This is a genomic window from Terrimonas rubra, assembly GCF_042686025.1.
In the GTDB taxonomy this organism is placed as follows: Bacteria; Bacteroidota; Bacteroidia; order Chitinophagales; family Chitinophagaceae; genus Terrimonas; species Terrimonas rubra.
The window spans coordinates 1,362,900-1,388,856 of record NZ_JBHUOZ010000003.1 but is presented as its reverse complement, the minus strand read 5'-3'; the positions used below and the strand labels follow the sequence as shown (position 1 = coordinate 1,388,856).

Annotated in this window: 19 protein-coding genes and 1 riboswitch; of the genes, 13 read left to right on the top strand and 6 right to left on the bottom strand. The window is 42.7% G+C overall.

What is annotated here, in order from left to right:
• Positions 1-60 precede the first annotated feature (60 nt).
• From ACFS6H_RS14955 to ACFS6H_RS14925, 7 genes are all read left to right on the top strand, one after another.
• Positions 61-510 carry an FKBP-type peptidyl-prolyl cis-trans isomerase gene (locus ACFS6H_RS14955; protein ID WP_386100518.1) on the top strand — a complete coding sequence of 150 codons (450 nt, stop codon included), beginning with the start codon at positions 61-63 and terminating at the stop codon, positions 508-510.
• 83 nt (positions 511-593) lie between these two features.
• Complete coding sequence (gene pepT / locus ACFS6H_RS14950; RefSeq protein ID WP_386100515.1) at positions 594-1,844, top strand: peptidase T; 1,251 nt, start codon at positions 594-596, stop codon at positions 1,842-1,844.
• 71 nt (positions 1,845-1,915) lie between these two features.
• Positions 1,916-3,112: a hypothetical protein gene (locus ACFS6H_RS14945; protein ID WP_386100513.1), complete on the top strand. Its 1,197-nt coding sequence runs from the start codon at positions 1,916-1,918 to the stop codon at positions 3,110-3,112.
• Between the two features lie 129 nt (positions 3,113-3,241).
• Positions 3,242-3,817: a hypothetical protein gene (locus ACFS6H_RS14940; RefSeq protein WP_386100510.1), complete on the top strand. Its 576-nt coding sequence runs from the start codon at positions 3,242-3,244 to the stop codon at positions 3,815-3,817.
• A gap of 280 nt (positions 3,818-4,097) precedes the next feature.
• Entirely contained in the window at positions 4,098-4,487 is a 390-nt protein-coding gene (locus ACFS6H_RS14935; protein ID WP_386100507.1) for a hypothetical protein, read from the top strand.
• Positions 4,451-5,272 carry a sensor histidine kinase gene (locus ACFS6H_RS14930; protein ID WP_386100504.1) on the top strand — a complete coding sequence of 274 codons (822 nt, stop codon included), beginning with the start codon at positions 4,451-4,453 and terminating at the stop codon, positions 5,270-5,272. The genes ACFS6H_RS14935 and ACFS6H_RS14930 overlap by 37 nt, the downstream gene beginning before the upstream one ends.
• Positions 5,232-5,903 (top strand): response regulator, encoded by a 672-nt coding sequence (locus tag ACFS6H_RS14925; RefSeq protein ID WP_386100501.1) that lies wholly within the window; start codon positions 5,232-5,234, stop codon positions 5,901-5,903. Before ACFS6H_RS14930 ends, ACFS6H_RS14925 begins: the two co-directional genes overlap by 41 nt.
• Positions 5,904-6,199: 296 nt before the next feature.
• Here the strand turns inward: ACFS6H_RS14925 and ACFS6H_RS14920 are convergent, their stop codons facing one another.
• Positions 6,200-8,461, bottom strand: coding sequence for a Tex family protein (locus ACFS6H_RS14920; protein ID WP_386100498.1), 2,262 nt, complete (start codon positions 8,459-8,461; stop codon positions 6,200-6,202).
• A 366-nt stretch (positions 8,462-8,827) separates the two neighbouring features.
• Positions 8,828-8,942: riboswitch (SAM riboswitch) on the top strand.
• 492 nt (positions 8,943-9,434) lie between these two features.
• Between ACFS6H_RS14920 and ACFS6H_RS14915 the strand changes: the two genes are divergently transcribed.
• The 4 genes from ACFS6H_RS14915 (at position 9,435) to amaB (ending at position 14,910) form a co-directional block, all read left to right on the top strand.
• A complete protein-coding gene (locus ACFS6H_RS14915) occupies positions 9,435-10,763 on the top strand; it encodes an O-acetylhomoserine aminocarboxypropyltransferase/cysteine synthase family protein (protein WP_386100495.1) in 1,329 nt (442 codons plus the stop codon).
• A 1-nt stretch (position 10,764) separates the two neighbouring features.
• Entirely contained in the window at positions 10,765-11,823 is a 1,059-nt protein-coding gene (locus ACFS6H_RS14910) for a homoserine O-acetyltransferase family protein (RefSeq protein ID WP_386100489.1), read from the top strand.
• Between the two features lie 108 nt (positions 11,824-11,931).
• Positions 11,932-13,191 (top strand): homoserine dehydrogenase, encoded by a 1,260-nt coding sequence (locus tag ACFS6H_RS14905; protein WP_386100486.1) that lies wholly within the window; start codon positions 11,932-11,934, stop codon positions 13,189-13,191.
• Positions 13,192-13,386: 195 nt separating this feature from the next.
• Positions 13,387-14,910 (top strand): L-piperidine-6-carboxylate dehydrogenase, encoded by a 1,524-nt coding sequence (gene amaB, locus ACFS6H_RS14900; protein ID WP_386100483.1) that lies wholly within the window; start codon positions 13,387-13,389, stop codon positions 14,908-14,910.
• A gap of 163 nt (positions 14,911-15,073) precedes the next feature.
• Here amaB and ACFS6H_RS14895 read toward each other — a convergent pair whose 3' ends face one another.
• A complete protein-coding gene (locus ACFS6H_RS14895) occupies positions 15,074-15,655 on the bottom strand; it encodes a porin family protein (RefSeq protein ID WP_386100480.1) in 582 nt (193 codons plus the stop codon).
• A gap of 74 nt (positions 15,656-15,729) precedes the next feature.
• Between ACFS6H_RS14895 and ACFS6H_RS14890 the strand changes: the two genes are divergently transcribed.
• On the top strand, positions 15,730-17,025 hold the full coding sequence (locus ACFS6H_RS14890; RefSeq protein ID WP_386100477.1) for a saccharopine dehydrogenase C-terminal domain-containing protein: 1,296 nt from the start codon (positions 15,730-15,732) through the stop codon (positions 17,023-17,025).
• A gap of 12 nt (positions 17,026-17,037) precedes the next feature.
• On the opposite strand, the gene ACFS6H_RS14885 is transcribed toward ACFS6H_RS14890, so the two are convergent.
• From ACFS6H_RS14885 to ACFS6H_RS14870, 4 genes are all read right to left on the bottom strand, one after another.
• Positions 17,038-18,357, bottom strand: a complete 1,320-nt coding sequence (locus ACFS6H_RS14885) for a hypothetical protein (RefSeq protein WP_386100474.1) — start codon at positions 18,355-18,357, stop codon at positions 17,038-17,040.
• Positions 18,358-18,523: 166 nt separating this feature from the next.
• Positions 18,524-19,843: a hypothetical protein gene (locus tag ACFS6H_RS14880; RefSeq protein ID WP_386100471.1), complete on the bottom strand. Its 1,320-nt coding sequence runs from the start codon at positions 19,841-19,843 to the stop codon at positions 18,524-18,526.
• Positions 19,844-19,880: 37 nt separating this feature from the next.
• The gene (gyrA, locus tag ACFS6H_RS14875) at positions 19,881-22,496 is read right to left on the bottom strand and encodes a DNA gyrase subunit A (protein WP_386100468.1); all 2,616 of its coding nucleotides are present in this window, start codon (positions 22,494-22,496) and stop codon (positions 19,881-19,883) included.
• A 412-nt stretch (positions 22,497-22,908) separates the two neighbouring features.
• On the bottom strand, positions 22,909-23,967 hold the full coding sequence (locus ACFS6H_RS14870) for an alpha/beta hydrolase (protein ID WP_386100465.1): 1,059 nt from the start codon (positions 23,965-23,967) through the stop codon (positions 22,909-22,911).
• Between the two features lie 384 nt (positions 23,968-24,351).
• On the opposite strand from ACFS6H_RS14870, the gene ACFS6H_RS14865 reads away from it, so the two are divergent.
• The gene (locus tag ACFS6H_RS14865) at positions 24,352-25,836 is read left to right on the top strand and encodes a hypothetical protein (protein ID WP_386100462.1); all 1,485 of its coding nucleotides are present in this window, start codon (positions 24,352-24,354) and stop codon (positions 25,834-25,836) included.
• Positions 25,837-25,957: the final 121 nt, after the last annotated feature.

Here is a 25,957-nt window from a genome sequence, read left to right as displayed (position 1 = left end):
TACAGGGATTTTACCCTACCTTGCCACGGTCTGGAAAATTAATGACTTCAAAAATTTGTTATGGTAAAAAAAGGTGATAAAATAAAAGTACACTACCACGGTAAATTAAGTAACGGTGAAACGTTTGACAGTTCCGAAGGCCGTGAGCCCCTGGAATTTGAAGTGGGCAGCGGTATGGTAATACCCGGGTTTGACGAAGGTGTTACCGGTATGACAGTTGGTGAGAAAAAAACGATCACTATTCCTTTTGCAGAAGCTTATGGCCCTGTTAACCCGGATATGGTGGTGGATATGCCTAAAGACCGTTTTCCCCCGGAAATGGAACTGGCAATTGGTATGCCTTTGGTGATGAGTGATCAGAATGGTCAGCAGTTCCAGGTAACCGTTACTGAAATTAAAGAAGACAGCATTTTGCTGGACGCTAACCACCCGTTAGCCGGCAAAGACCTTACATTTGATTTAGAACTGGTAGAGATATCAGGTGGCAGTCCCCTGATCATTATGCCATAAAACTTACTTACATTGTTTAACTGGTTTGCAATATCTTTATTGCAAACCTTTTTATTTTTATTTAACTGCTAAGTGATTTTGATATGAGTTTGCAATACACCTACACCGTTGCCGATAGATTTATAAAATATGTACAGGTTGATACACAAAGTGACCCCCAATCGGACAGTTTTCCATCAACCGCAAAACAAAAAGACCTGGGAAAAATTTTAGTAGAAGAATTACTGGAGATAGGTTTAACAGATGCGCATTTAGACGAATGGGGTTATGTGTATGCCACCATCCCCGCCAATACGGATAAAAAAGTACCGGTCATTTGTTTTTGCAGTCATATGGATACTGCCCCGGACTGTACCGGTAAAAATGTGAAACCTATTGTACACAAAAATTACGATGGAAAAGATATTGTATTGCCTGATGATAATACCCAGGTGATCACCACCAAGGCACACCCTTACCTGCGGGAGAAGATCGGTGATGATATTATTACCGCATCGGGCACTACCCTGCTGGGGGCTGATAATAAAGCTGGCGTGGCCATTATTATGGACCTGGCCAATTACCTGGTACAACACCCCGAAGTGAAACATGGCGCTATCAGGATTTTGTTTACACCTGATGAAGAAATTGGCCGCGGAGTGAACCATGTAGATATGAAAAAACTGGGTGCTGATTTTGGGTATACACTGGACGGCGGCTCTCTAGGTTCATTTACCGATGAAACATTCAGCGCCGATGGTGTAACCGTTACCTTTCATGGTGTTACGGCACACCCGGGTTATGCAAAAGATAAATTAGTGAATGCATTAAAAGTAGCCGGTTTGTTTTTAGACCTGTTGCCCAAGGATCATTTTTCGCCCGAGACCACTGATGGCCGTGATGGTTTTGTACATCCTGTTCATGTGGAAGGGATTGCAGAAAAAGTGAGTGTACAGTTTATCATACGTGATTTTGATACGGAGAAATTAAAAAAACATGAAGCCCGCCTGGAAGAGTTTGTGAAACAGGCCGTAGGCCGTTACCCCGGCTCATCCTACGAGTTTGAGGTAAAAGAACAGTACCGCAATATGAAGGAAGTGGTGGCATTACACCCACAAATGAGCGAGTATGTACAAAAGGCCATGGAGCAGGCACAGGTTCCTTTTAAAAAAGAAAGTGCCCGCGGTGGTACAGACGGAAGCCGCCTGTCATTCATGGGACTTCCCTGCCCTGATATTTTTACAGGGGAAATGGCTTTTCATGGCAAACATGAATATGTAAGTATACAGGATATGCAGAAAGCGGTGCATGTACTGGTACAGCTTGCACAGGTATGGGAGCAGGAAACAAAATAGCTTCCGGTGCACATCATTAAACTACCATGCGGCATTACCACATTATCTGATCAACAAATTATACATTACCTATGGTACCATCCATCCGCGCAGCTTATAATAAGGCTTTTACCCCCGAAGCCTATGCTGATTTTTTAAAGGACCTCGACAACGCCCATCCCGGCGCAATAGAATTCAGGGTGGCCGAAACACCTGTTTTTATTCCAAAAAGTTTTACTGACAAACTGATAAACGCCTGCGAAAGCATTGTTGATATTATTACCCGTCCGGATTTTAAGGAACTAACCGCCCGGGCTATACCGGAGGGGCTGGCAGTTCCGGGTGAGAATGAACACACGGACTGTATTGCATTTGATTTTGGCATATGCGAAAATGAAAAGGGCGAACTGGAACCGCAGCTGATAGAGATGCAGGGCTTTCCTACCCTTTTTGCTTACGAGGTTTTGCTGGATGATGTTTTTGCCCGGCATTTCTCCGTACCAAAAGGATACAGCAGTTATATCGGTGGTTATGACAGAGAAAGTTACCTGCAATTATTAAAGGAGGTGATCGTAGGTGATTACCGGCCGGAAGAGGTTATTTTATTGGAACTGTTTCCCCACCAGCAAAAGACAAGGATAGATTTTTATTGTACCCAGGATTACCTGCAGGTGAAGCCGGTATGTTTAACGGAGTTAATTAAAGAAGGGGATAAATTGTTTTACCTGGATAACGGTGTTAAGACTGCCGTTAAGCGTATATACAACCGTATTATTTTTGACGACCTGCAGCAGCAAAGTCCCGAGGTACAGGAAAAAGGTAAATTACTTTTTGAAACGCTTGATGTGGAGTGGATGCCTCACCCGGCCTGGTTTTACCGCATCAGTAAATACACTTTACCTTTTATTGATAACCCTTATGTACCACCGACAGTTTTCCTGCATGAATTGAAAGAAATACCTGCCGACCTGGAAAACTATGTACTAAAACCATTATTCTCCTTTGCCGGCCAGGGTGTAGTAATAGATGTAAGGCCTGAAGATATTACCGCCATTAAAGACCCGGAGAACTGGATACTGCAACGCAAGGTTAAATACGCCGATGTTATTGAAACACCGGACGGACCAGCCAAAGCGGAGATACGTATATTTTATTTCTGGAAAAAGGGGGAAGCCCGGCCTGTGCCTGCCAATAACCTCGCAAGATTAAGCAAAGGCAAGATGATAGGGGTACGTTATAATAAAGATAAAGAATGGGTGGGCGGTAGTTTCTGCCTGTTTGAACAATAATTAAATACATTTTGCTTAAAAACTGACAAAAATCAAAGAAATACCGGAAAAACACCCCTAGTAAATAGGGGTTTTTCCTTATCGTCCAATTAAAAGAATTGATTTATTTAGGATATAATTTTAAATATCATGAAAAATAAAAATTTCCTTATTATTCTTGTATTCGTATGCATTACAGCCGGGCTGGTAAGCTGTAATGATGGCGCCAACATTGTAAAAGTTGATAAAAAAGAGTATGATGCGTTAAAGTCCGCAGCTGACAAATGGAAAGAGGTTGATCTGCTGGCAGCCGAACTGGTAAACCGTAAAGCAGCAGAGCAAGGTGGTGAAAACGCCATGATTGACACAGCCAGCGGTGACACTTACATGCTTAATTATAAAACATCAAAAACTGCTCCTCCCCGGCATTCGGCAGGTGTTGACTTTGACAAAGAAGCCGTAGCATTTATGATTAAATACATGCTTGATAACAAAGTAGAGAATGTGCGTGCGGCCTTTGGTATTTACAGCAATACAGCTGCGATTGGGAAAGATGGGTTTGCTACCATTCTCTTCGGATTACCCAAAAAAATCAGTCATGAGGAATGGGAAAAAAATCCTAATGCTACAGCTATTTACCCTTTTAAATATAAGAAAGTAGGAAATGATAATGACACTACACCTCCCAGTGGTGGTTTCTTAAACTGGGGGGATGTCGTTCCATAAACATACATGCTGAATAACCATTATGCTATTACTAAGTATTATTTTACAATCCTTTGCCCTGTTGACGGGAGTATTTTTCTTTAATAAAATCAAACCTCCGGTATATCGAATTTTTATTATCGTTTTACTCCTGTCAACTGCCAATGAAATCTTTATTTTTAATAACGGTCCTAAGCTATATGATATTAATAAGCAGGTACTCTATAATAGCTTTTTTGTAGTACATAGTATTGTTACCTTTATTATTTTCTTTAACTGTTTATCCCTGAAACGTAGAAAAATGTACACCATATTCTACGGATTAAGCAGTATATTGGCGCTGGTATTTCTGTACTTCAATGGTATACGGATATTCAATCCTTTTTATTTATCTGTTGTTTCGGTACAGATCATGACTGGAGCGAGTATATACCTTTACCAGGTTTATAAAAAAGAAGAATATCACCAGTTGAAAACGGATGCCATTTTCTGGTATTCGGTGGGAAGTATCATTGTGTTTTTCTTCTTTTTCTCTTTCCTGAACGCTACGCATAACAAAGCTTTTCTGAAGGGGGAAACGGGTAAAATCATCTACCAGATACTCAATACTATTGGCAACCTGATCTATTATTCGCTTATTATAATCAGCTTCTTATGTTCAAATATATCTCAGAAGCGGAGTGGTACTTAATTGGGGCTAGTCTCCTGTTTGTTCTTTTTTTTTCGTTGTTTATTTATTTTCTGTACCGGATCAAGGAAAAACAAAACAACTTCTTAAATAAAGAAAAATCATTAAAATCCCAGTTCTCCGAAACCCTGTTACAATCGCAACTTGAAATAAAGGAGGAAACCCTGCAACATATCAGCCAGGAATTACACGATAATCTGGGCCAGGTAGCGAGCCTCATAAAAATACACCTGAACACCTTACAATTACATGACACAGCAAAAGCAGCTGAAAAAATTGATGATACCAAAGAGCTGGTAAGGCAGCTGATCTTTGATATTAAATCCCTGTCGCTTAGCCTGGGAACAAATAAGATACAGCAAATTGGATTGGCCAAAGCATTAAGACTGGAGATACAACGCTTAAAAAAACTGGAACAATTTACGATCTCTTACTCGGGAGTGGAAGAAGTAAGCGGACTGAATGCCGACAAAGCGATCATCCTCTACCGTATGTTCCAGGAAATATGTAATAATATTATAAAGCACAGCAAGGCGAAGCATATTCATGTTTTACTCACTGTGTCAAATAATTTACTTACTTTAGTAGTTCATGACGATGGTATAGGGTTTGATCCCGCTTTACTGGAAGGCAACGGTTCGGGGTTGGACAACTTACGTAACCGGGCACAACTGATAAAGTCAAACCTGACCATTGCAAGTACACCCGATAAAGGAACCACTATTAGCATTATACTCCCTCTTAATCATGTTGCACCAGAACCAGACAATAAAGTTAGCTTTAGTTGACGATCATAAACTTTTCAGAAGAGGCCTGAAAAGTCTCATAGACATGTTAGGACCTCAATACACCGTTATATTTGAAGCGGACAACGGCAAGGACCTTCAAACCAAACTCACACCGGAGAACGCCCCCGATATACTTTTACTCGATATCAATATGCCCGAAATGGACGGTTTCAGTACGGTAAAATGGCTGAATGTGCACTACCCGCTTATTAAAACTTTGGTAGTAAGCATGATTGAAAAGGAAGAGACCGTGGTAAATATGCTCAAACTAGGTATAAAAGGCTACCTGTGTAAGGATGTTGAACCCAAAGAATTATCCGAAGCCCTGCACTCCGTATATAACAAAGGGTTTTACTATACTGATTTCATCACCGGCAAATTATTATACTCTATTCAGCAGGACGGTGAGGGGTATAGCGGCGGACTTACATCGGCCTCCTTTAATGACAGGGAAAGGGAATTTCTGAAGCTGGTGTGCAGCGAACTTACCTATAATGATATTGCTGTAAAAATGTCTTTAAGCCCAAAAACAATCGATGGTTACAGGAATGCCTTGTTTGAAAAGCTGAATATAAAAAGCCGGGTAGGTCTTGCATTATATGCTGTAAAACACGGGCTTGTTCAGCTATAAATTGTAAACAGAAGTAAAGAAAAAACGGTGTTTTATCGAATAAGTTAACATTCAGGGATTGGTTAAAGCGTTTAATGGTTAATGGCCAAATTAGTTCCCCTCATGTGTGTAGACACAAAGTAAGGCGTTTGTACATATATGGAATACAGGAAAAACCCCTATTTTATACAGGAAAAAACCTCCCCCGGGTTATCATCACGCTGGCCTTCATCCGTTACAACAGGAAATACTATATACAAAAAGGGATGCCGGCCTTATTATAGACCGGCATCTCTTTTATCATTGTTACTTATATTTTAATCGTCAAATTTTTTCTTCAGCATAGCCAGCTTGGCCTGGAAAGGGTTAAGCTTCTCTTCCTTTTTAGGTTGAAGCGCTTTATTCCGGGGTGCTGCTTTTGTATCCGTATGGCCGGTGGTATTACTGCCGTCCTTCATACTTAAGGCAATCCTTTTCCGCATTACGTCCACTTCCACCACGGTAACCATTACCTTTTGATTCAGCTTAACCACTTCTTTCGGATCACTGACATAACGGTTGGCCAAATGGGAAATATGTACCAGGCCGTCCTGCTTAACGCCTACATCCACAAAAGCGCCGAAATTTGTAACATTGGTTACGATACCCGGGATCTTCATGCCTACCTGCAGATCGCTGATGGCGTGTACTCCTTCAGCAAAACGGAACTCTTCAATAGGTGAACGGGGGTCACGGCCAGGTTTTTCCAGTTCTTTTAAAATATCCTCCACGGTAAACTCCCCTACTCCTTCCTTTACAAAATCTTTTACATTCAGTTTCTTCCTGATCTCTGCCTGTTGTATCAAGGCAGCAACAGTGCTATCGGCTTTGGCAGCCATCGCCTCCACAATATGGTAGGATTCCGGGTGTACAGCCGAGTTGTCCAGAGGGTTTTCAGCATTGGGTATCCTTAAAAAGCCGGCTGACTGCTCAAAAGCTTTTGGCCCCAGCATAGATACTTTTTTAAGTTCTTCCCTGTTTTTAAAGCCGCCGTTCTTGGTACGGTAATCAACAATATTACGGGCCACGGTAGCACTTAAGCCCGATACATAGGTTAACAGGTGTTTACTGGCAGTATTTACATCAACACCTACATAGTTCACGCAGCTTTCTACTACCTGATCCAGTGTATCTTTTAATTTATTCTGGTTAACATCATGCTGGTATTGTCCAACACCAATGCTCTTGGCATCAATCTTTACCAGTTCACTCAACGGATCCAATAAACGGCGACCAATACTGATGGCACCACGTACCGTTACATCCTGGTCGGGAAACTCTTCACGGGCCACTTCGCTGGCAGAATAAATAGAGGCTCCGCTTTCATTTACCAGGAAAACAGATACCGGCCGGTCAAACTGGATACTTCTTACCAGTTGATCCGTTTCTTTACTGGCAGTACCATTACCATAACCGATGGCCTGGATATCGTACTTGGCTACCAGTTCTTTAATCGTATGTACGGATTTATCCCATTCGTTCTGCGGTGCATGTGGAAATATGGTAGTATAGTGTAAAAAGGTACCACTCTCATCCAGGCAAACCAGCTTACAGCCTGTTCTGAATCCCGGGTCCAGTGCCAATACACGTTTGCTGCCCAGGGGTGATGCCAGTAATAACTGGCGCAGGTTATCCGCAAATACCGCGATGGCTTCTTCGTCGGCCTTGTTTTTACTATTTAACCTGAACTCTGTTTCAATAGATGGTTTTAATAAACGACTATAACTGTCATCAATAGCAGTAGCTACCTGTTGTCCGGCAGCATCGAGGTGTTTTACAAAATGAGATTTTAACTGGTTAGCCGCGATCTCTTTGTCTACCGCGATGTCCATTAATAAAAATCCTTCTTTCTCACCACGGCGGATGGCCAGTATACGATGCGAGGGGCTATCTGCCAGGAATTCACTGAACTCGAAATAATCACGGTATTTCTGTGCTTCTTCTTCGTCCTTTTTACTGGTTAATACTTTTGAGGTCACTTTGGCCTCATTGGTAAACATCTTACGGATAATATTACGGGCCTGTTCATCTTCAGCCACCCATTCAGCAATTATATCCCGGGCGCCTTGCAAAGCTGCAGCCTGGTCGGCAACCTGTTCGGTAATAAATTTAGCGGCCTCTGTTTCGGGATTTATTTTTTCTGTTTGTTCAAATATGATCTTAGCAAGCGGTTCCAACCCTTTCTCAATAGCAATCGAGGCTTTGGTTTTACGTTTGGGTTTAAAGGGTAAATAAATATCTTCCAGTTCAGTGGCAACAATACAGTCTTCTATTCTTTTTTTAAGCTCCGGAGTAAGCTTGCCTGCCTCATCAATGGTTTTTAAAACAGTTTCCTTACGTTTTTCCAGTTCTTCAAAATACTTCACCTGTTCCACCACATTCCCGATCGCTACCTCATCCATATTACCGGTTGCTTCCTTACGGTAACGGGCTATAAAAGGAATGGTAGAGCCGTCTTTTACCAGCTCCACAATATTTGTAATGCCTTTTATCGGGAGATTCAGTAAGCCGGAAATATGCTGTAAATATTTAATTTCCATATGTATATTTTTCCATTTAGGGGGCGGCAAATGTAGGGTAAAAAACAACAATTATCCATGTCAAAACTTTGACAATTTGGCAATGTTAAAAACTAAATGCAGCGCAAAAAAATCCGGTTTTTCAACAATAAAATTTCATGGATATCTATCAAAAAAATATACCCAGGCTACCGGATAACAAGCTGTTTATTAAAACATAGTTGTGTTGAAATATCATTGCAGTTAATAGTAACAATGATTTAAACCACCGTAAAGCCTTACCAAACGCTTATTGCAGTCCATTCCAGAACAATCGTTAGCATAAAATTGCTAAAAAAATTTTTTGGTTTAAGTTTCCTCCTTACCTTTGCATCAGTTCTTTAGCATCACTTATCAAGAAAGGCTGAGGGTAATGGCCCACAGACGCCTTGGCAACCTCTCAAAATATTTTATTTTGAAAAGGTGCCAACTCCATCTCCGGTAAAACGGAGGCAGATAAGTCAGATTTCAAGCTTTGGTATTTTACATTACAACTATATTATTGCTCATCTGATTTATCGGATGAGCATTTTTTTTGCCTGTACACCAGGCAATACAATGCGGTCCGGTAAACCTCTCCTTCTCTTGTTAACAGTGCCTGTTCATCAAAATTATTCACCTCTTGTTTTATACAAACAAGAACAAAACTGTTTAACAATGATTACACAAAACAACCATGGTATGCAACGAATGTGTGTTTGTTTTCATACAAAAAACACATACAAACAAAATTTTAACAAATAAAAATTTGGAATTGTAGGCAATTGTCTACTAACTTAGTGGAATAATTATGCAAAACAGTACAACATATACTTTCTTTAAAACAGCAGCCTGCTGTGTGTGTTGTATTTGTTGTATGCGCTAAGCATACATATACTCTACTTTGTTGTACTACAACAACCCCTACATAATTCCCCGATTTTATTTACCTGATTAAACTTAAAGTAAAAAACTTATGAGCAAGTTACATTTTGACACATTGCAGTTACATGTCGGACAAAAAGCTGATCCATCAACAAACGCAAGAGCAGTTCCTTTATACCAGACCACTTCGTATCAATTCAATAACTCCGATCATGCCGCAAATTTATTCGGCTTAAAAGAGTTTGGCAATATATACACCCGTATCATGAACCCTACCACCGATGTATTTGAACAACGCATTGCGGCGTTAGAAGGTGGTGTGGCAGCCGTGGCTACTTCATCGGGACAGGCCGCACAGTTTTTAGCACTGAACAATATTCTGCAGGCCGGTGATAATTTTATTTCCACTTCCTTTATTTATGGTGGCACTTATAACCAGTTTAAAGTTGCCTTTAAACGCTTAGGTGTTGAAGTACGTTTTGCAGAGGGCGATAACGTTGAAAACTTTGTTCCCCTGATTGATAAGAATACAAAAGCCATTTACCTGGAAACCATTGGCAACCCCCGTTTAAATGTACCCGATTTTAAAAAATTTGTAGCCCTCGCTAAAGAGTATGACCTACCCCTTATAGTGGACAATACATTTGGTGCCGGTGGTTACCTGTTTAAACCATTGGAACATGGCGCTAATGTGGTAGTAGAGTCGGCAACCAAATGGATCGGCGGTCATGGCAACAGCATTGGTGGAATTATTGTAGATGGTGGTAATTATAACTGGGGTAATGGCAAATTTCCACAGTTCACTGAGCCATCCGAAGGCTATCACGGGTTAAAATTCTGGGATGTATTCGGTGAAGGCAATCCTTTGGGCTTACCCAATATTGCATTTGCCATCCGTGCCCGTGTAGAAGGTTTACGTGACTTTGGCCCCGCCTTAAGCCCCTTCAACTCCTTTTTATTATTACAAGGATTAGAGACCTTATCCCTGCGGGTACAACGCCATGTTGATAATGCACTGGCCCTGGCAACCTGGCTGGAAAATCATGAGCAGGTGGAATTTGTATGGTACCCTGGCCTTGCCAGCAGTCCTTACCATGCATTAGCTAAAGAATACCTGACCAACGGCTTTGGCGGTGTATTACAATTCGGCATCAAGGGCGGATTGGAGAATGGTAAAAAATTCGTTGATTCCCTGCAGCTGATCAGTCACCTGGCCAATGTAGGTGATGCCAAAACCCTGGTTATTCATTCAGCCTCTACCACACACCAGCAGTTAAGTGAAGCAGAACAACAAAAAGCGGGTGTATTACCTAACTTAATCCGTATCAGCGTAGGCATTGAACATATAGAAGATATTAAAGCAGATATACAACAGGCATTCAATAAAGTTTTTTCAGCCAAAGAAGCATTAGTAGCATAACATGACGCAGACATTTAAGTATAACCACCTTTTTCAATTGGAGTCGGGCGTAACCCTGCCCGGCTACCATTTGGCTTATACTACATATGGTACCCTCAATGAAAACAAGGACAATGTAGTATGGATATTCCATGCGCTTACCGCCAACAGCAATGCCGCAGAATGGTGGCCCGGCCTGGTAGGCGAAGGCAAGTTTTTTGATCCAGCAAAGTATTTTATCATTTGCGTGAACAAACCCGGAAGTCCTTATGGCAGTATTTCGCCCCTAAGTACCAACCCGCAGACCAACCAGCCTTATTACCACGATTTCCCCGTGTTTACAGTAAGGGATATTATCAATACCTACAAAAACCTCCGCGATCATTTAGGAATTACCCAGGCACATGTAGGACTGGGCGGTAGTACCGGTGGTATGCAGTTACTGGAATGGGCTATTGATGAGCCTGATTTCTTTGAACATATCGTTCCTATTGTAACAAACGCCGTTTTATCGCCATGGGGCATTGCCTTTAATGCCAGCCAGCGTATGGCTATTGAGGCAGACGGCAGCTGGTTAGAAAAACGTGCCGATGCGGGTCAAAAAGGATTGGCAGCTGCCCGTTCTATCGCCCTCATCTCCTATCGTCAATACAAAGGTTATGATGTAACCCAACCCAGGGACAAAGCCTTTGTTCCCCTGGCCAATAACGTGGTTTTTGCGGCCGATAATTACCAGCGTTACCAGGGTTTAAAACTGGTAAGCCGTTTTAATGTTATTTCCTATTACCGCTTAACCCAAACCATGGACAGCCATGACGTGGGCCGTAACCGTAATGGCGTAGTAGATGCCTTAAAACAAATAAAGGCCCAGACTTTGATCATTGGCATTAAAACGGACCTGTTATACCCATTGACAGAGCAGGAGTTTTTAAAGGAACATATCCCCCACTCCCAGTTATTTATTATTGCCAGCGATTTTGGGCATGATGGCTTTTTACTGGAGTATGAAAAAATTGAAGTAGCCCTGAAGAACTTTATTACACATAAACAGAAGAATTACTTAAAAATAGTGAACCAATAAAGAATTATGAATTATGAATGCAGAATTATGAATTGATGATTGGCGAATAAAAATTCATAACTCATAATTTATTAAAACAACTTTAGCAAATAAAACAACAAATAAAAAATGGAAACACATAAACAGTTAGTGATCGGCTTATTCGGTTTTGGCGTAGTAGGTGAAGGTTTATACAAGGTATTGGCACAAACCCCCTCTTTAAATGCCCGGTTAAAAAAAGTGTGCATTAAAAATCCCGGTAAAAAAAGGGAAGCACCGGCCGAATTGTTTACTACTGATAAAAATGAATTATTAAACGACGAAGAAATAAATGTAATTGTAGAAGTAATTGACGATGCCGTTGCAGCTTTTGATATTGTTTCCACCGCTTTAAAAAACAATAAGGATGTGGTAAGTGCCAGCAAAAAGATGATTGCTGAAAACCTGCCTGCATTACTGGAACTGCAACAGCAAACCGGTAAATCATTATTGTACGAATCAGCAGCCTGCGCCTCCATACCGGTTATCCGCAACCTGGAGGAGTATTATGATAACGATTTGTTACACTCCATTAAAGCCATTGTAAACGGCTCTACCAATTTCATCCTGACCAAGATATTCGAGGACGGGCTTGATTTTAAACAGGCGCTTACCCTGGCCCAGCAATTAGGCTTTGCCGAAAGCAACCCTACATTAGATGTAGAAGGCTATGATGCGGTAAACAAATGGAGCTTTTTATTGACACACGCTTATGGCATTGTGACCACCACCGATAAAATATTATTCAATGGCATACAGAACATTCATGCCAGCGATGCGCAGGTGGCCAAAGAAAAGAAACAGGAAATAAAACTGGTAGCCCAGGCCAAAAAACTGAATAACGGTAAAGTGGCTGCCTTTGTGCTGCCGCAGTTTGTAAAACAGACCGATCACCTGGCTTTTGTTAAAAACGAATACAATGGGGTGGTAATAGAAAGTGGCTTTGCTGACAAACAGTTTTTTTATGGGAAAGGTGCGGGCAGTTTGCCTACCGCATCGGCCGTATTAAGCGATATATCGGCCCTGCGTTACCAATACAAATACGAGTATAAGAAACTATACCACCACCAGCCGCATGAATTATCAACTGACATTTACTTGAGGGTATATGTAAGTTTTAATGATATTAACAGCATCCCCAAAGATAAATTTGAGTGGATTGAGGAATGGCATTCGCAGGAAGAAAGAAAATACTTATCCGGTGTAATAGCTTTTAGCGAATTAAAAAATAATGACTGGTGGAAACAGGACAATGTATCACTGATACTGAGCGCCGAACCCATTATTGAAGAGATTGAAACGAGAAACCTGAAAAAGAAAAGTTTAGAGCTGGCCGGGTTAAGCCTGTAACTTTTGTCTATATTAATTTTTATAGTTGTGTTGTTTTAACCGGGGCCGATTTCTTTCGGCCCCTTTTTATTATTTTATTGTTAACACCCCATACCCTCTACCCTATATCCTATATCCTCTACCTATACCTTTTACCCTCCCTAACACCTGTTTGTTTGCCACATTATAACTACCTTTGCACCTTAAATTTACCATATGGATTTTTTACATGTTTTGAATATTGCTGAAAAAAATAATGGCGTTAGTACCGGTGTTAAATGGATACCAACAACCGGCGAAACCATAACCTCTTATACACCTGTTGACGGCTCCGTGATCGGTACCGTTAATACAGCTGACCGGAATGCCTATGACCATGTAGTACAGCAGGCCCAGGATGCTTTTGTGGAATGGCGTAAATGGCCTGCACCCAAACGGGGTGAAATTGTACGCCAGATAGGCGAAGCCTTACGTACTTATAAAGAGCCCCTGGGTAAACTGGTATCATACGAAATGGGAAAAAGCCTGCAGGAAGGTTATGGCGAGGTACAGGAGATGATCGATATCTGCGATTTTGCCGTAGGCCTCTCCCGCCAGTTACACGGCCTTACCATGCACAGTGAAAGAGCCAGCCACCGTATGTATGAGCAATACCATCCGTTAGGTGTGGTAGGCATTATATCAGCCTTTAACTTCCCGGTAGCTGTGTGGAGCTGGAATACCATGCTGGCCTGGGTTTGCGGTAATACCTGCGTATGGAAACCATCTGAAAAAACGCCTTTATGCGCCGTTGCCTGCCAGCTGATCGTAAGCGAAGTATTTGCAAAGAACAATGTGCCCGAAGGTGTAAGCGGTTTAATTATTGGTAACCGTGAAGTAGGCGAATGGTTAAGTACCGATACGCGTGTACCATTGGTATCGGCCACCGGATCTACCCGCATGGGTAAAGCGGTTGCTGCTGCTGTAGCACAACGTTTAGGAAAATCATTATTAGAACTGGGTGGTAATAATGCCATCATCATTACGAAAGACGCCGATATGGATATTGCCATTTTAGGCGCTTTATTCGGAGCGGTTGGTACAGCGGGCCAACGTTGTACTACTACCCGCCGTTTAATTATCCAGGAAGATGTGTACGATACCGTAAAAGATAAACTGGTAAAAGCATACGGACAGTTATCAATTGGTGACCCGCTGAACGAGAAAAACCATGTAGGGCCATTGATCGATACCGATGCGGTGAAAATGTACCTGGATTCCATTGAAAAATGTAAAGCCGAAGGTGGCCGGTTTGTAGTAGAAGGCGGAGTGCTGGAAGGTAAAGGCTACGAGAGCGGTTGTTATGTAAAACCCTGTATTGCCGAAGCCCAACCGGAATATAAGATTGTGCAGCATGAAACATTTGCACCTATTTTATACCTGTTGAAATATAAAACACTGGATGAGGCAATTGCTATTCAGAACAATGTGCCCCAGGGCTTATCTTCCGCTATCATGACCCTGAATTTGCGTGAAGCAGAACAGTTTTTATCTTATGCCGGCAGCGACTGTGGTATTGCCAATGTAAATATTGGTACCAGCGGTGCAGAGATAGGTGGCGCGTTTGGGGGTGAAAAAGAAACCGGTGGTGGCCGTGAAAGCGGTAGCGATGCCTGGAAAGCCTATATGCGCAGGCAAACAAATACGATCAATTACAGCACTAACCTGCCCCTGGCACAAGGTATTAAGTTTGATATTTAAACATGTTGCAGTGATTAAATAATTAAGGCCGGCATAATGCCGGCCTTAATTATTTATGGAATGAATAGCTTACTGCTGAACAATGATATGCAGCACAAGTGTGCGACGCAAGGGACGATGCAGTATGTTACCACAGCCGGTAACAGCATTATGCTTTCAATGATTATCTTTTACCCAGGATCAGGAAAGAGATACCCACCTGGATGGTACTGTTTTTAAAATCGGGATCACGTAATTCGGTAGTGTTATCACCTACTTTTGACATACCGGCTAAATAACGGGCACCAATACCAAAACCACCGTTTGCCTGGTAACCAATACCCAGACCTAAAGCAAGATCAAGGTTTTTAGCCAGGTCGCCTACTTCTGTACCGGATACGTTTTCACCCACTTTCATACCAACCTGCGGGCCTCCTTCAATATAAAAACCGCCGGGAGTTCTTACCTTAACCATTACCGGTAAGGTTACATATGTCAGTCTGAAACTGGAATCATTATTATTAATGTCTTTAAATTTAGCGCCCCCGGTAGAAACCAACAACTCAGGTTGTAACGAAATAGCACCTAATCTGAAGTTTAAAAATGCACCGGCATGAAAACCAACCAATGCTTTTTTATCAAGGTCTTTAAAATCACCACCGGTAAAGTTGGTAATATTAGCACCACCCTTTAACCCTAAAGAAACCTGTGCCGTTGCGGACTTTAAACAAAAGGCAAATAAAGCAATTAAAAGCGCTTTTTTCATAAAAAAATAGTTTAGTTTGCAAAAATAGGTAATTCCTGATCAAGGAATTGTTAATCACGTATATATCACGATCCATGAAGCAAATTCTACTGTTCGGCGCAGGCAAATCGGCTACCGTATTTATCACGTATATAATCAATAATGCTGCCAAAGAAAACTGGATGCTGACCATTGTAGATGCAAGCCAGGAACTGGCTTTAGCAAAAATAGGCGGCTCCCCGCATGGGCGTGCATTGAGTTTTGATATCACTGATACTGAAGCCCGTAATAAGGTAGTATCAGAGGCTGATATTGTAGTATCTATGCTGCCGGCCGCCTTGCATTACCAGGTGGCTACCAGCTGCATTAAATATAAAAAACATTTATTGACGGCCTCTTATGTGGACGACGCCATCAAAGAGCAGGAGAATACGTTAAAGGAAAACGGTATATTATTTTTATGTGAAATGGGCTTAGACCCGGGCATTGACCATATGAGCGCCATGCAGCTGATTGACGATATTCATGCAGCCGGTGGTGTGGTACAATCCTTTAAGTCGCATTGCGGGGGATTGGTGGCACCGGAAAGCGATAATAATCCCTGGCATTATAAGATCAGCTGGAATCCACGCAACGTGGTGCTGGCCGGTAAGGCCGGCGCTCATTACCTGGAGGAAGGAAAAGAAATACGGCTTCCCTATGGCCAGTTATTTAATACCGGCAATACCGTATCCGTTGACGGATTGGGCAAGCTGGGCTGGTATGCCAACAGGGACTCGCTGAGCTATGCAACCCTGTATGGCCTGGAAACGGCCCATACTTTTGTAAGAACCACTTTACGCTATGTTGATTTTATTGATGGCTGGCGTAAGATCGTTGATCTTGGATTAACAGATGAAGCGGATAAAATCGATACCAGTAATAAAACCCTGGCAGCAATATGGCAGCAATTAATTCCCGCTGCTGTTATTGCCCATGCTTCGCCGTTATTTTTACAGCAACTGGAACATTTTGGCTATCACGATTCCGATACAGTTTTACCTGCCGGTAATTACACCAGGGCCGATTTTCTGCAACTGATCCTGGAAACCAAACTGGCACTGTCACCAGGCGATAAGGATATGATCGTTATGCTCCATGAAATAGATTATACAGACAATACCGGAGCGGCAAAACATATTAATAGTTCCCTGATTGTTAAAGGAGATAACAGCCTGCACACTGCGATGGCCAAAACTGTAGGGCTTCCCCTTGCCATTGCCACTAAGTATATACTGAACGGCACCATACAGTTAACCGGCTTACATATACCAACCATTAAGGAGATTTACAAACCAGTATTGGAAGCTCTGGGTAAGGAAGGCATTTTGTTTGAAGAAACCGTTAGTTAAGCAGTATCGTTATTACTCCACGGTAACTTCTTTTACGGACAGGCGACGGTAACTGATATCCCTGAAAACTACTTTATACTTACCGGGCTTTAAATACAGGCTATAGTACCCGTTATTAGCCGCAATATAGGTTTGATCGGCCGGTATAATTTGTCCCAGAATATCTTCCCGGTACTCTTCCTCATGATAGGCCTGCACCATAAACAATCCTTTTTCGCTGGGTTGTATGGGCGTTTCCTTACGTTCTCCCTCTAAGGCAAGCCAGCCTGGCCGGTTATTGACATAGTTTGCCGGCGGGTGCACCACAGCGATACCAATACCCGGCAAGCCTAACAGGTTGGCAGGCTTTTTATCCAATAACATAACGGAAGGTTCTGTAATTACAAACTTTTTAGTAAAAGCGGTATAGAATGCCGCACCGCTTTCATAATAACTGCCCTCGCTTACAGCTACCTGGTCGATGGTGACAGGGTTAATATTGCTGATATTTTTAAAAAACATGGCCATGGTTCGCTGTCCTTCCACCAATGCTTCATTATTATTACGGCCAAAGCCCGTTAACACCAGCATTTTGGCGGCACTGTCTTTTTTAATGGCATTATAAAGGTTTACAGCTTCTATAGAATCTCTTACATTGGGTGTATGTTTACCGGCTGCAGTATCCGCATAGGGCACCAGCGTAAAGCCCAGCGTTAACGCCTTGCGCACCAGCTCACCGCCAACCGGTTCAGCCGTATGCTCGCCGCTGAAAATATTTACCTCGTCAATTACATACCCTGTTTTATTGGTAAGGGTTTCCATGGCCAGGTAACGGAAACCGTTATTGTACAGATCCTGTAACAAACTGTACACAAAAGCCCGGTGCATGGGCTGGTAAAACAGTTCATTGATCATGATTACTTTTGCATTCATAGAAGAACCGATGATAAAGGATTTTGCGTTGATGGATTGCAAACCATCCAGCTCATCCACATAGTTCTTTATATCTCTTTTTTGTGCGGCGCTTAAGGGCTGGTATTTTTTCTGGGCATAGTTTAAAGCCGATTGATAATCACCCGCCATAGCTAAAAACCCGGCAAAATAATCGTTGTAGACATTGTCACCCAACAGTTTTTTAAACCTTTTTTCCCAGGCAATAGCCTGGTATATCGGATATAAATAATGAATATCGTTACCGATGCGGTTGGTAAGATTCATCTGCAATGAATCTTTTTTTGCAGGTGCCACCAGCTCAGTGTATTTCTTGATCTGGTCAAGCTGGTATTGTGCATGAGCCGCCAGGCCCAGGCAAAATAAACACAACAATACCAGTATATTTTTTTTAGGCATCATGTACCCGTGTATTTTAAAATGCAATGTTACGAGCATTGCTGTTAGTAAAAAGGTAAAATTGACGATCAGGGGTGTGACATAGACCAGTTCCTGCAAACCACGGTATACCGCATAATAAAAGCCCTGACAGTGGTCAGGGCCTTTATACTATAGTATAAGAAAAGAATTATTTCAGTTTCTCATCCAGGTCATTCCATTTTTTCTCCTCTGCAATATATTTTGTCAGGTCAGCACCTTTGGCGCCTTCACGTTTTGTAGAAAAATATTGGGCCAGGTTGCCAACAATAATTTTGTACTGACGCTGTTCTGTACGGTCCAGCTGAGATTTTTTTCCGAAAATGATGGCCGCTTTTTCATAATTGTCTTTCATCAGGTCATAATCCTTATCGTAAGTCACCTGCAGGTCTTTCAGTTTCTGCGCATCTTCTGCGGTAGGTTTAGTACCTGGTTTTGCTTTTCTTTTTAACTCACGGATTTTTTCGGACTGGGTTTCGGCTTTGTTCATATAGTGGTCGCCCAGGTAAATAAAGTTTTGAGCCGCTTTTTCAGGATTTACTTCGGCCGCTTTATTCAATGCTGCTACCATTTTGGTTTCCAGCTCCTCGAAGTTATCAGGCCTTACAGCACCGTCTTTACGGGAGTTCAGGGTATCATAAATTAACTCGCCTATGATAGCATTTGCTTTATAGTTACCGGGATCGGTAGCAAGAACACCTTCCAAAGATGCAATTTTAGCAGCCCAGGTCTCTTCTAAACCAACAGCAAAGTCAACTTTATCGTAATCGAAAAACTCGCTCTTTGGATACAATTCTTTTCCTAAAGCCCTGTACTTCTCAAAATTGGCGTTGTCTTTTTTACCTATATAGTACCTTACCAGGTAACGGTAAACATCTTCGTAAGAGGCTTCATTTAATTTCAGGTCGGCCAGTATTTTATAATACTTTACGGCAGCTTCCGTGTTCTTGCTGTTCTCGGCAAGTACGCCCGCTAAAATAACCGTATTGGTATCAATAGGGCCTGGCAGGTCTTTTTGTGCAATCAGGAAATTAGAGATTTCATATACTTTCTCAAATTTTGGTAAACCATCTGCCCAGGCTTTATTCTGGTAATCTTTATAACCGGCATTAAACAACAACCATCTCAGGTTTAAAACACCGTTTTTATAAATTTCTTCCTTTGTAAAAAGCGCAGCGCCCGGCTCCATGCTCAGGTACTTTTGAAATGCTGCGTATGCTTCGTTAATATAACCAGGTGCCTGTGCAGCCTGTGTACTGTCCAGCGCATTACCCACATAAATAGCATTTTTCAAAATATACGCTTCGGGTTTTGACATAAACTTCTCATCCGATTGTTTTTTGTCAAACTCCTCTTTACCTTTTTTAAACTGGTTCAACAAAAGATAGTTCTTATACGTATCATATTTTTGAGCAAACACGCTGCCCGCAACAAGTGATAGCATAGTGCCCAGTGCAACAATCTTTTTCATTTTTCTTTTTTAAGTGAATGATTAATAATAATAATTTTTATTCTTCTGGTTTAGTTTCCTCTCCGGTACCGGCCTGTGTATCTTCTCCTGCGGTCGGCGCCTGATCAGCTGCGCCTTCTATCCCTGTCTCTCCTTCTGCTCCTTCCACCGCATCCAGTAATTTCTCTTCCTCCTGGTCATCTATCTGGGTAATAGCAGCTATCTGGTCGCCTTCATCAATCCTGATCAGTTTAACACCCTGGGTAGCCCTTCCCTGTTCGCTTACATTGGCTACCTTCATACGGATGGTAATACCACTTTTACAGGTGATCATCAGGTCCTGCGACTCCAGTACGGCTAACATACCTACTAAACTACCGGTTTTTTCTGTAACGTTAATGGTTTTCACACCTTTTCCGCCCCTGTTGGTAAAACGGTACTCATCTACCGGTGTACGTTTACCATAACCTTTGGCACTCACCACCAATACCGTTTTGGCCACATCCTCCACAGGATTAACACAAATCATACCAACTACCTCATCATTAGCATCATCCACTTCAATACCAGCCACACCAATGGCGCCACGACCGGTTACCCTTACTTTTTCCTCAGAAAAACGGATAGCGCGGCCGCTTTTAACAGCCATCATGATCTCCGAATGCCCGTCGGTCATCCTGGCTTCCAGCAGCTCATCACCTTCTACAATGGTAATGGCATTTACACCGGTTGTACGCGGACGGCTGAAGTCGGCCAGCTCGGTTTTTTTAATAATACCTTTCTTGGTACACAACACAATATTGTGCGATTTTACAAATTCTTCATCTTTCAGGTCCTGCACATCAATGATCGCTCTTACCTTATCATCCGGTGGTATCTGGATCATGTTCTGGATGGCACGTCCCTTACCGGTTTTCTCGCCTTCCGGTATCTGGTACACATTTAACCAGTAACATCTTCCCTTTTCAGTAAAGAACAACATGGTATGGTGTGTACTGGCTACAAACAGGTGTTCAATATAATCTTCATCGCGGGTTTTGCCGCCAATAGCGCCACGGCCACCACGTTTCTGCGCCCTGTATTCGTCAACCGGTGTACGCTTAATATACCCCAGGTGAGAAATAGTGATCACCACATCTTCCTCTTTCACCAGGTCCTTAATGCTTACTTCATTATCCAGGTAAGTGATCTCACTCTTACGTGTATCACCAAATTTCTCCCTTATTTCGAGCAACTCCGTTTTAATGATGTCAAAACGCATGGATTCGTTGCCAAGAATGTTTTGCAAATGCGCAATTAATTTCTGCAGCTCTTCATATTCAGCAATGATCTTATCACGCTCCATGCCGGTTAAACGCTGTAAACGCATTTCCAGGATGGCTTTTGCCTGTATCTCATCAAGCCCCCAGCCGGCGTTGATCAGGTTATCCTTAGCGATTTCAGGCGTTGCGGAAGCCCTGATCATGGCAATTACCTCATCCAGGTGATCCAAAGCGATCAGGTAACCTTTTAAGATATGCGCTCTTTTCTCGGCTTCGCGTAATTCAAACTTAGTACGACGTACTACTACCTCGTGCCTGAAATCAACAAACTCGCTGATCAGGTCTTTCAGGTTCAATATTCTCGGGCGGCCTTTAACAATGGCAACATTGTTAATACCGAAAGAGGTTTGTAATTCCGTGTGTTTGTACAACTGGTTAATCACCAGGTTGGCCACGCCATCACGTTTCAGGTCAATAACAATACGGGTGCCCTCTTTTTTATTACTCTCGTTGTTTACGTGGGCAACACCTTCAATGGTTTTATCATTCACCAGTTCGCCGATACGGTTGGTCAGCGCATCACGGTTTACCTGGTAAGGTACTTCGGTAATAATGATCTGCTCCCTGCCGCTTGGCTTGGTTTCCACGTTAATACGGCCACGCACCACTACACGGCCACGGCCTGTATGAAAGCCTGCTTTCACACCTTCCATACCGTAAATGATACCGCCCGTTGGGAAATCCGGTGCTTTTACAAACACCATCAGTTCATCTATCGTAATTTCTTTATTGTCAATAAAAGCAACACAGCCGTCAATTACTTCGGTCAGGTTATGCGGCATCATGTTGGTAGCCATACCTACCGCAATACCGCTACTGCCATTTACCAGTAACTGGGGAATGCGGGTTGGCAGGATGGAAGGTTCTTTCTCCGAATCGTCAAAGTTCAGCTGGAAATCCACTGTATCTTTTTCAATATCATCGAGCATGTGCTCGCCTAATTTGGCTAAGCGTACTTCCGTATAACGCATGGCAGCCGGATCATCGCCATCCTGGTTACCAAAGTTACCCTGGCCGTCAACAAGTGTGTAACGCATGTTCCAGTCCTGTGCCAGGCGCACCATGGCGTGATATACCGAACTGTCACCGTGGGGGTGATATTTACCCAGTACTTCCCCTACTACCCTTGCCGATTTTTTATAGGGCTTGTTGTGATTTAAACCCAGTTCATTCATGGCAAATAATACACGCCTGTGCACGGGTTTAAAGCCATCTCTTACATCGGGTAAAGCACGGCCCACAATTACTGACATTGAATAGTCGATATAGGCCGTTTTCATTTGCTCCTCGATATTCACCGGTATGATCCGGTTAATATCATTGGTTTCCTGCGGTTCCAAGTTTTCTTCCATGCTAAAATTTGGTTACTTATTGTTTCGTTTTGCTTTGCGGTTAATGGGGCATTTTAGGTGGCCGGCAACAGTACTGTTATCATCACCTGTTGCGTCGCACACTGCATCGTTCCGTTCGCTGCCAGGCAGGCTTTAAAGTAGTTTTCACCACCGGTTTTTTACCCCCTGTTCAGCTACAAAAAATGAAGCCTGCAAATTTAACTTTTTAACACCTTATAACCTGATAATTAGCCGCTTTTTTACCCCATTTTACTCCCATTTTTTCCACCATTGTGAATTAATATGCAAAGAGAAAATTTTATGTTTTATAAGCGGGATAAAAACGGTGTAACCAGCACAAATAAGGGCCTTCCGGCCCCGTTTTTATGCAATAAGCTGATTGACTTTCCCGGATAGTATACCTGATGTGGTTTTATTTCAAATACTTCTCGAAAAAAGGCAGGGTTTCGGTATAAAACCTCCCTTCAAACCCGTCCTGCATATTGGTATGATTGCCCAGGTACTCCTCTGCGAAATGTTTAATGCCCAGCTGTTCCAGTTTTTTGCTGAACTGCAGCCCCGTAACGGGGATATGTGGAAACTCTTCATTACGTCCCCAATCCAGTTTTAAGGCATTTAATGTTTTTAGCTGGGTAATATAGCCGTCAATCATATTAAAGGGCAGCTGTGCGTCCCATAATTCCTTTACGGGCTGGTTTATTACCAGGCTGTCACCCACTAAGTGTACGGGAAAATCGGCCTGCAGGTTTTTACTGCCGGCATTGGGCGTATAGGCCCGGGCCATGGATGCTATAACCGCTGTATAAAATCCTTCAACACCTGTTATGCCCTGCATGATCGTTTTTTCATCGGTAGCCCGGGATGCAAGAAGGAAGGCCTTATTGCTCAGCGAAAAATCACTACTCCAGTTTAATACTGCGGGGCTCATGCCATATACCGCACCAAAAACATCGGTATACATCATCCCTATTTTTAAAGCGCCGTTACCACCCATGGAATGCCCGGCTAAACCCCTGCTGTTCCTGCCGGCAAGGGTCCTGTAACGGCTATCAATAAAGCCGACTACATCTTTGGCTATATAATCGGCCCAGTTACCGGCTATGGTTGAATTGCTGTAAAAGCTGCCGCCCAGCCTGGTTTCACTATCGGGTGTAACCAGTATCATGGGACGCATTTTGCCCGTAAGGATAGCGGTATCCAATAAGGTTTTGGTTTGTAGCCATACGTTCATCATCAGGCTGTCGTTACCTGTATAACCGTGCAAAAAATAAATAACCGGGTAACGCTGTTTGCTTTTTTCATAACCGGGTGGCAGGTAAACCGATATATGTTTTACTGCCGGCTCACCTACTTTATTGTGTTGTAAGGACGGAGCGGTGAAGGAAGTACGCATAATGCTGCCCCCTGTTTGCTGGGCACAGGCGAACAATACCAGGCTGCATATGCCCCAGGTAAGTAATAATTGTTTCATGGTTGAAGGTTTACCAGGCCCTAACCGCTGCACAGCTTTACAATGACACAACAATAGTCAATAAAAAACTGTATGCTTTACCACCGCAAAGCAGTTAAAGGCTTTAACTAAAGATACTGATTTAGAGGCATAGTACCGGGCATGATGAAGGGGCATGCAGTAAGGCCAAAGGGCTGCCCGATTGCAGCGGCACCGCAGCGAAGCGGAGGTATAGCGGAAAGCGGGAACTGCAGCCGACCGGAGTTACCGGGATGACAGCCCCTATTGTGCAAACTAATTGTTAAAAGACCCGGTAAAGAACTGACCGTAAATGATTATAACATGATTTTTGCACTTACGGCATAGTATTTAGCGTTTTATAGATAAGCACAAAACCCAACAATTATGCTTACTTATATTTTACTGCGGGATAACAGGGAACAAGGTCCGATGCGACTGGAAGATTTACTGGATATAGGCTTAAAGCCTTATGACCTGGTATGGGTGCCCGGTAAAAGTGCTGCCTGGCGCTACCCGAGTGAAATAGAGGAACTAAAAGCCTATGCCCCTGCAGTGGAGGAGCAACCTTTTGACAGGTTTTATAAAAAAGAAAATGAAACAACGGTTACCAAACAAACCGACGAACCCATAGCACCGCAAAACACGGTTGTTACCCCGGCTGTTAAAACCAGGTTTGTTGCAGTGACCATGCCGGCGGGACAGCAAAAAACGGTGATGCCCAAAAAAGTGACAGAGAAACCCATTGCTGCCAAACAGGAACAACCGGATTATGATGAGTACAAAGCGTATATGCCTGCCAGTGTACAACAGCAGGCTGCGGAAAAGAAAGTAGTTACCCAAACGGTGTACGAACAGTTGATGGCCGGTGAAAGCCATATTACAACACAGGCCGAAAAGATTGCCAGTTATACGGAACGGTATGAACAGACCTATCACCAGCGTAAGAACAGATGGAATAAAAAAGCTTTACTGATCAAATATGGCAAGATAGCCGCCATTACGGTGATAGTGTTAGGCATAGGGGTAATATTTGCTTTTAATGTGGGTAAACCCGAAACCAACCCAAATGTATTGGCGGACAACAGTGTTGCCACTACCTTGCCTGATAATAATATTGAGCCGGTGACAAATGAAAGTAATACACCGCCTGTAACGCCGCCGGAAGAAGAGCAGCCGATAGCAGAGAACAATGCCCCACCCCCTGTTGTACAACAGGCCCCGGTAAGTATAAAAGAAAAAATGCCCAAAGAGCCGGCGCCGGTAATTAAAACATCGGATAAAAAACCTGATTTATCGAAACCCGTAAATGATAAAAAAGGACTGGATCTTTCCCGTGCCGGCAGTGCTAAAGCCATACTGGATAAACAACCCATGGCTACCACGCTGGATACCCGGGATGCTTTTGCCTACGAAACCTATACTACGGCCAACAATGGTGAACGCAGCCGTAAAGTGCGGGATAACGAAACTGCTGTAAAAACAAATGATAACAACAACAATACCAGCCAGGCAAAAACAAATAGCAACCCGTTTTATAAAGGCCCGGAAGAAAAAACGGTGGTCAGCAACAATACTCCCTCCGAAAACAATATGAGCAGCCACAGCGATGTTAAAGTGGTTGCCAATGAATATAAAGTAGTGCCCTTTGGCGGCATTCGTAACTTACAGCTTACGGTACAGAACCGTTCAGGCGAAGCGCTGGAAAAAGTAGTGGTAGATGTGGAATACAAAAAAAGAGATGGTGGCGTATTTAAAACCAAGACAGTAGAGTTTAAAAATATTGCTCCAAAATCCTCCTCTGTTTTAAAACTGGACGATACCAACCGTGGTGTGGATGTGGCTTATCATATCAGAAAGGTGGTGAGGTAGCATGATGAATAGTGAGTTATGAATGATGAATTAGGATTTATGAATGAAAAACCTCAGGCATTGAGCTTTTGGCTTTAAGCATTCGGCTAAATAAGAAAGCCGGGCAATTATGTCCGGCTTT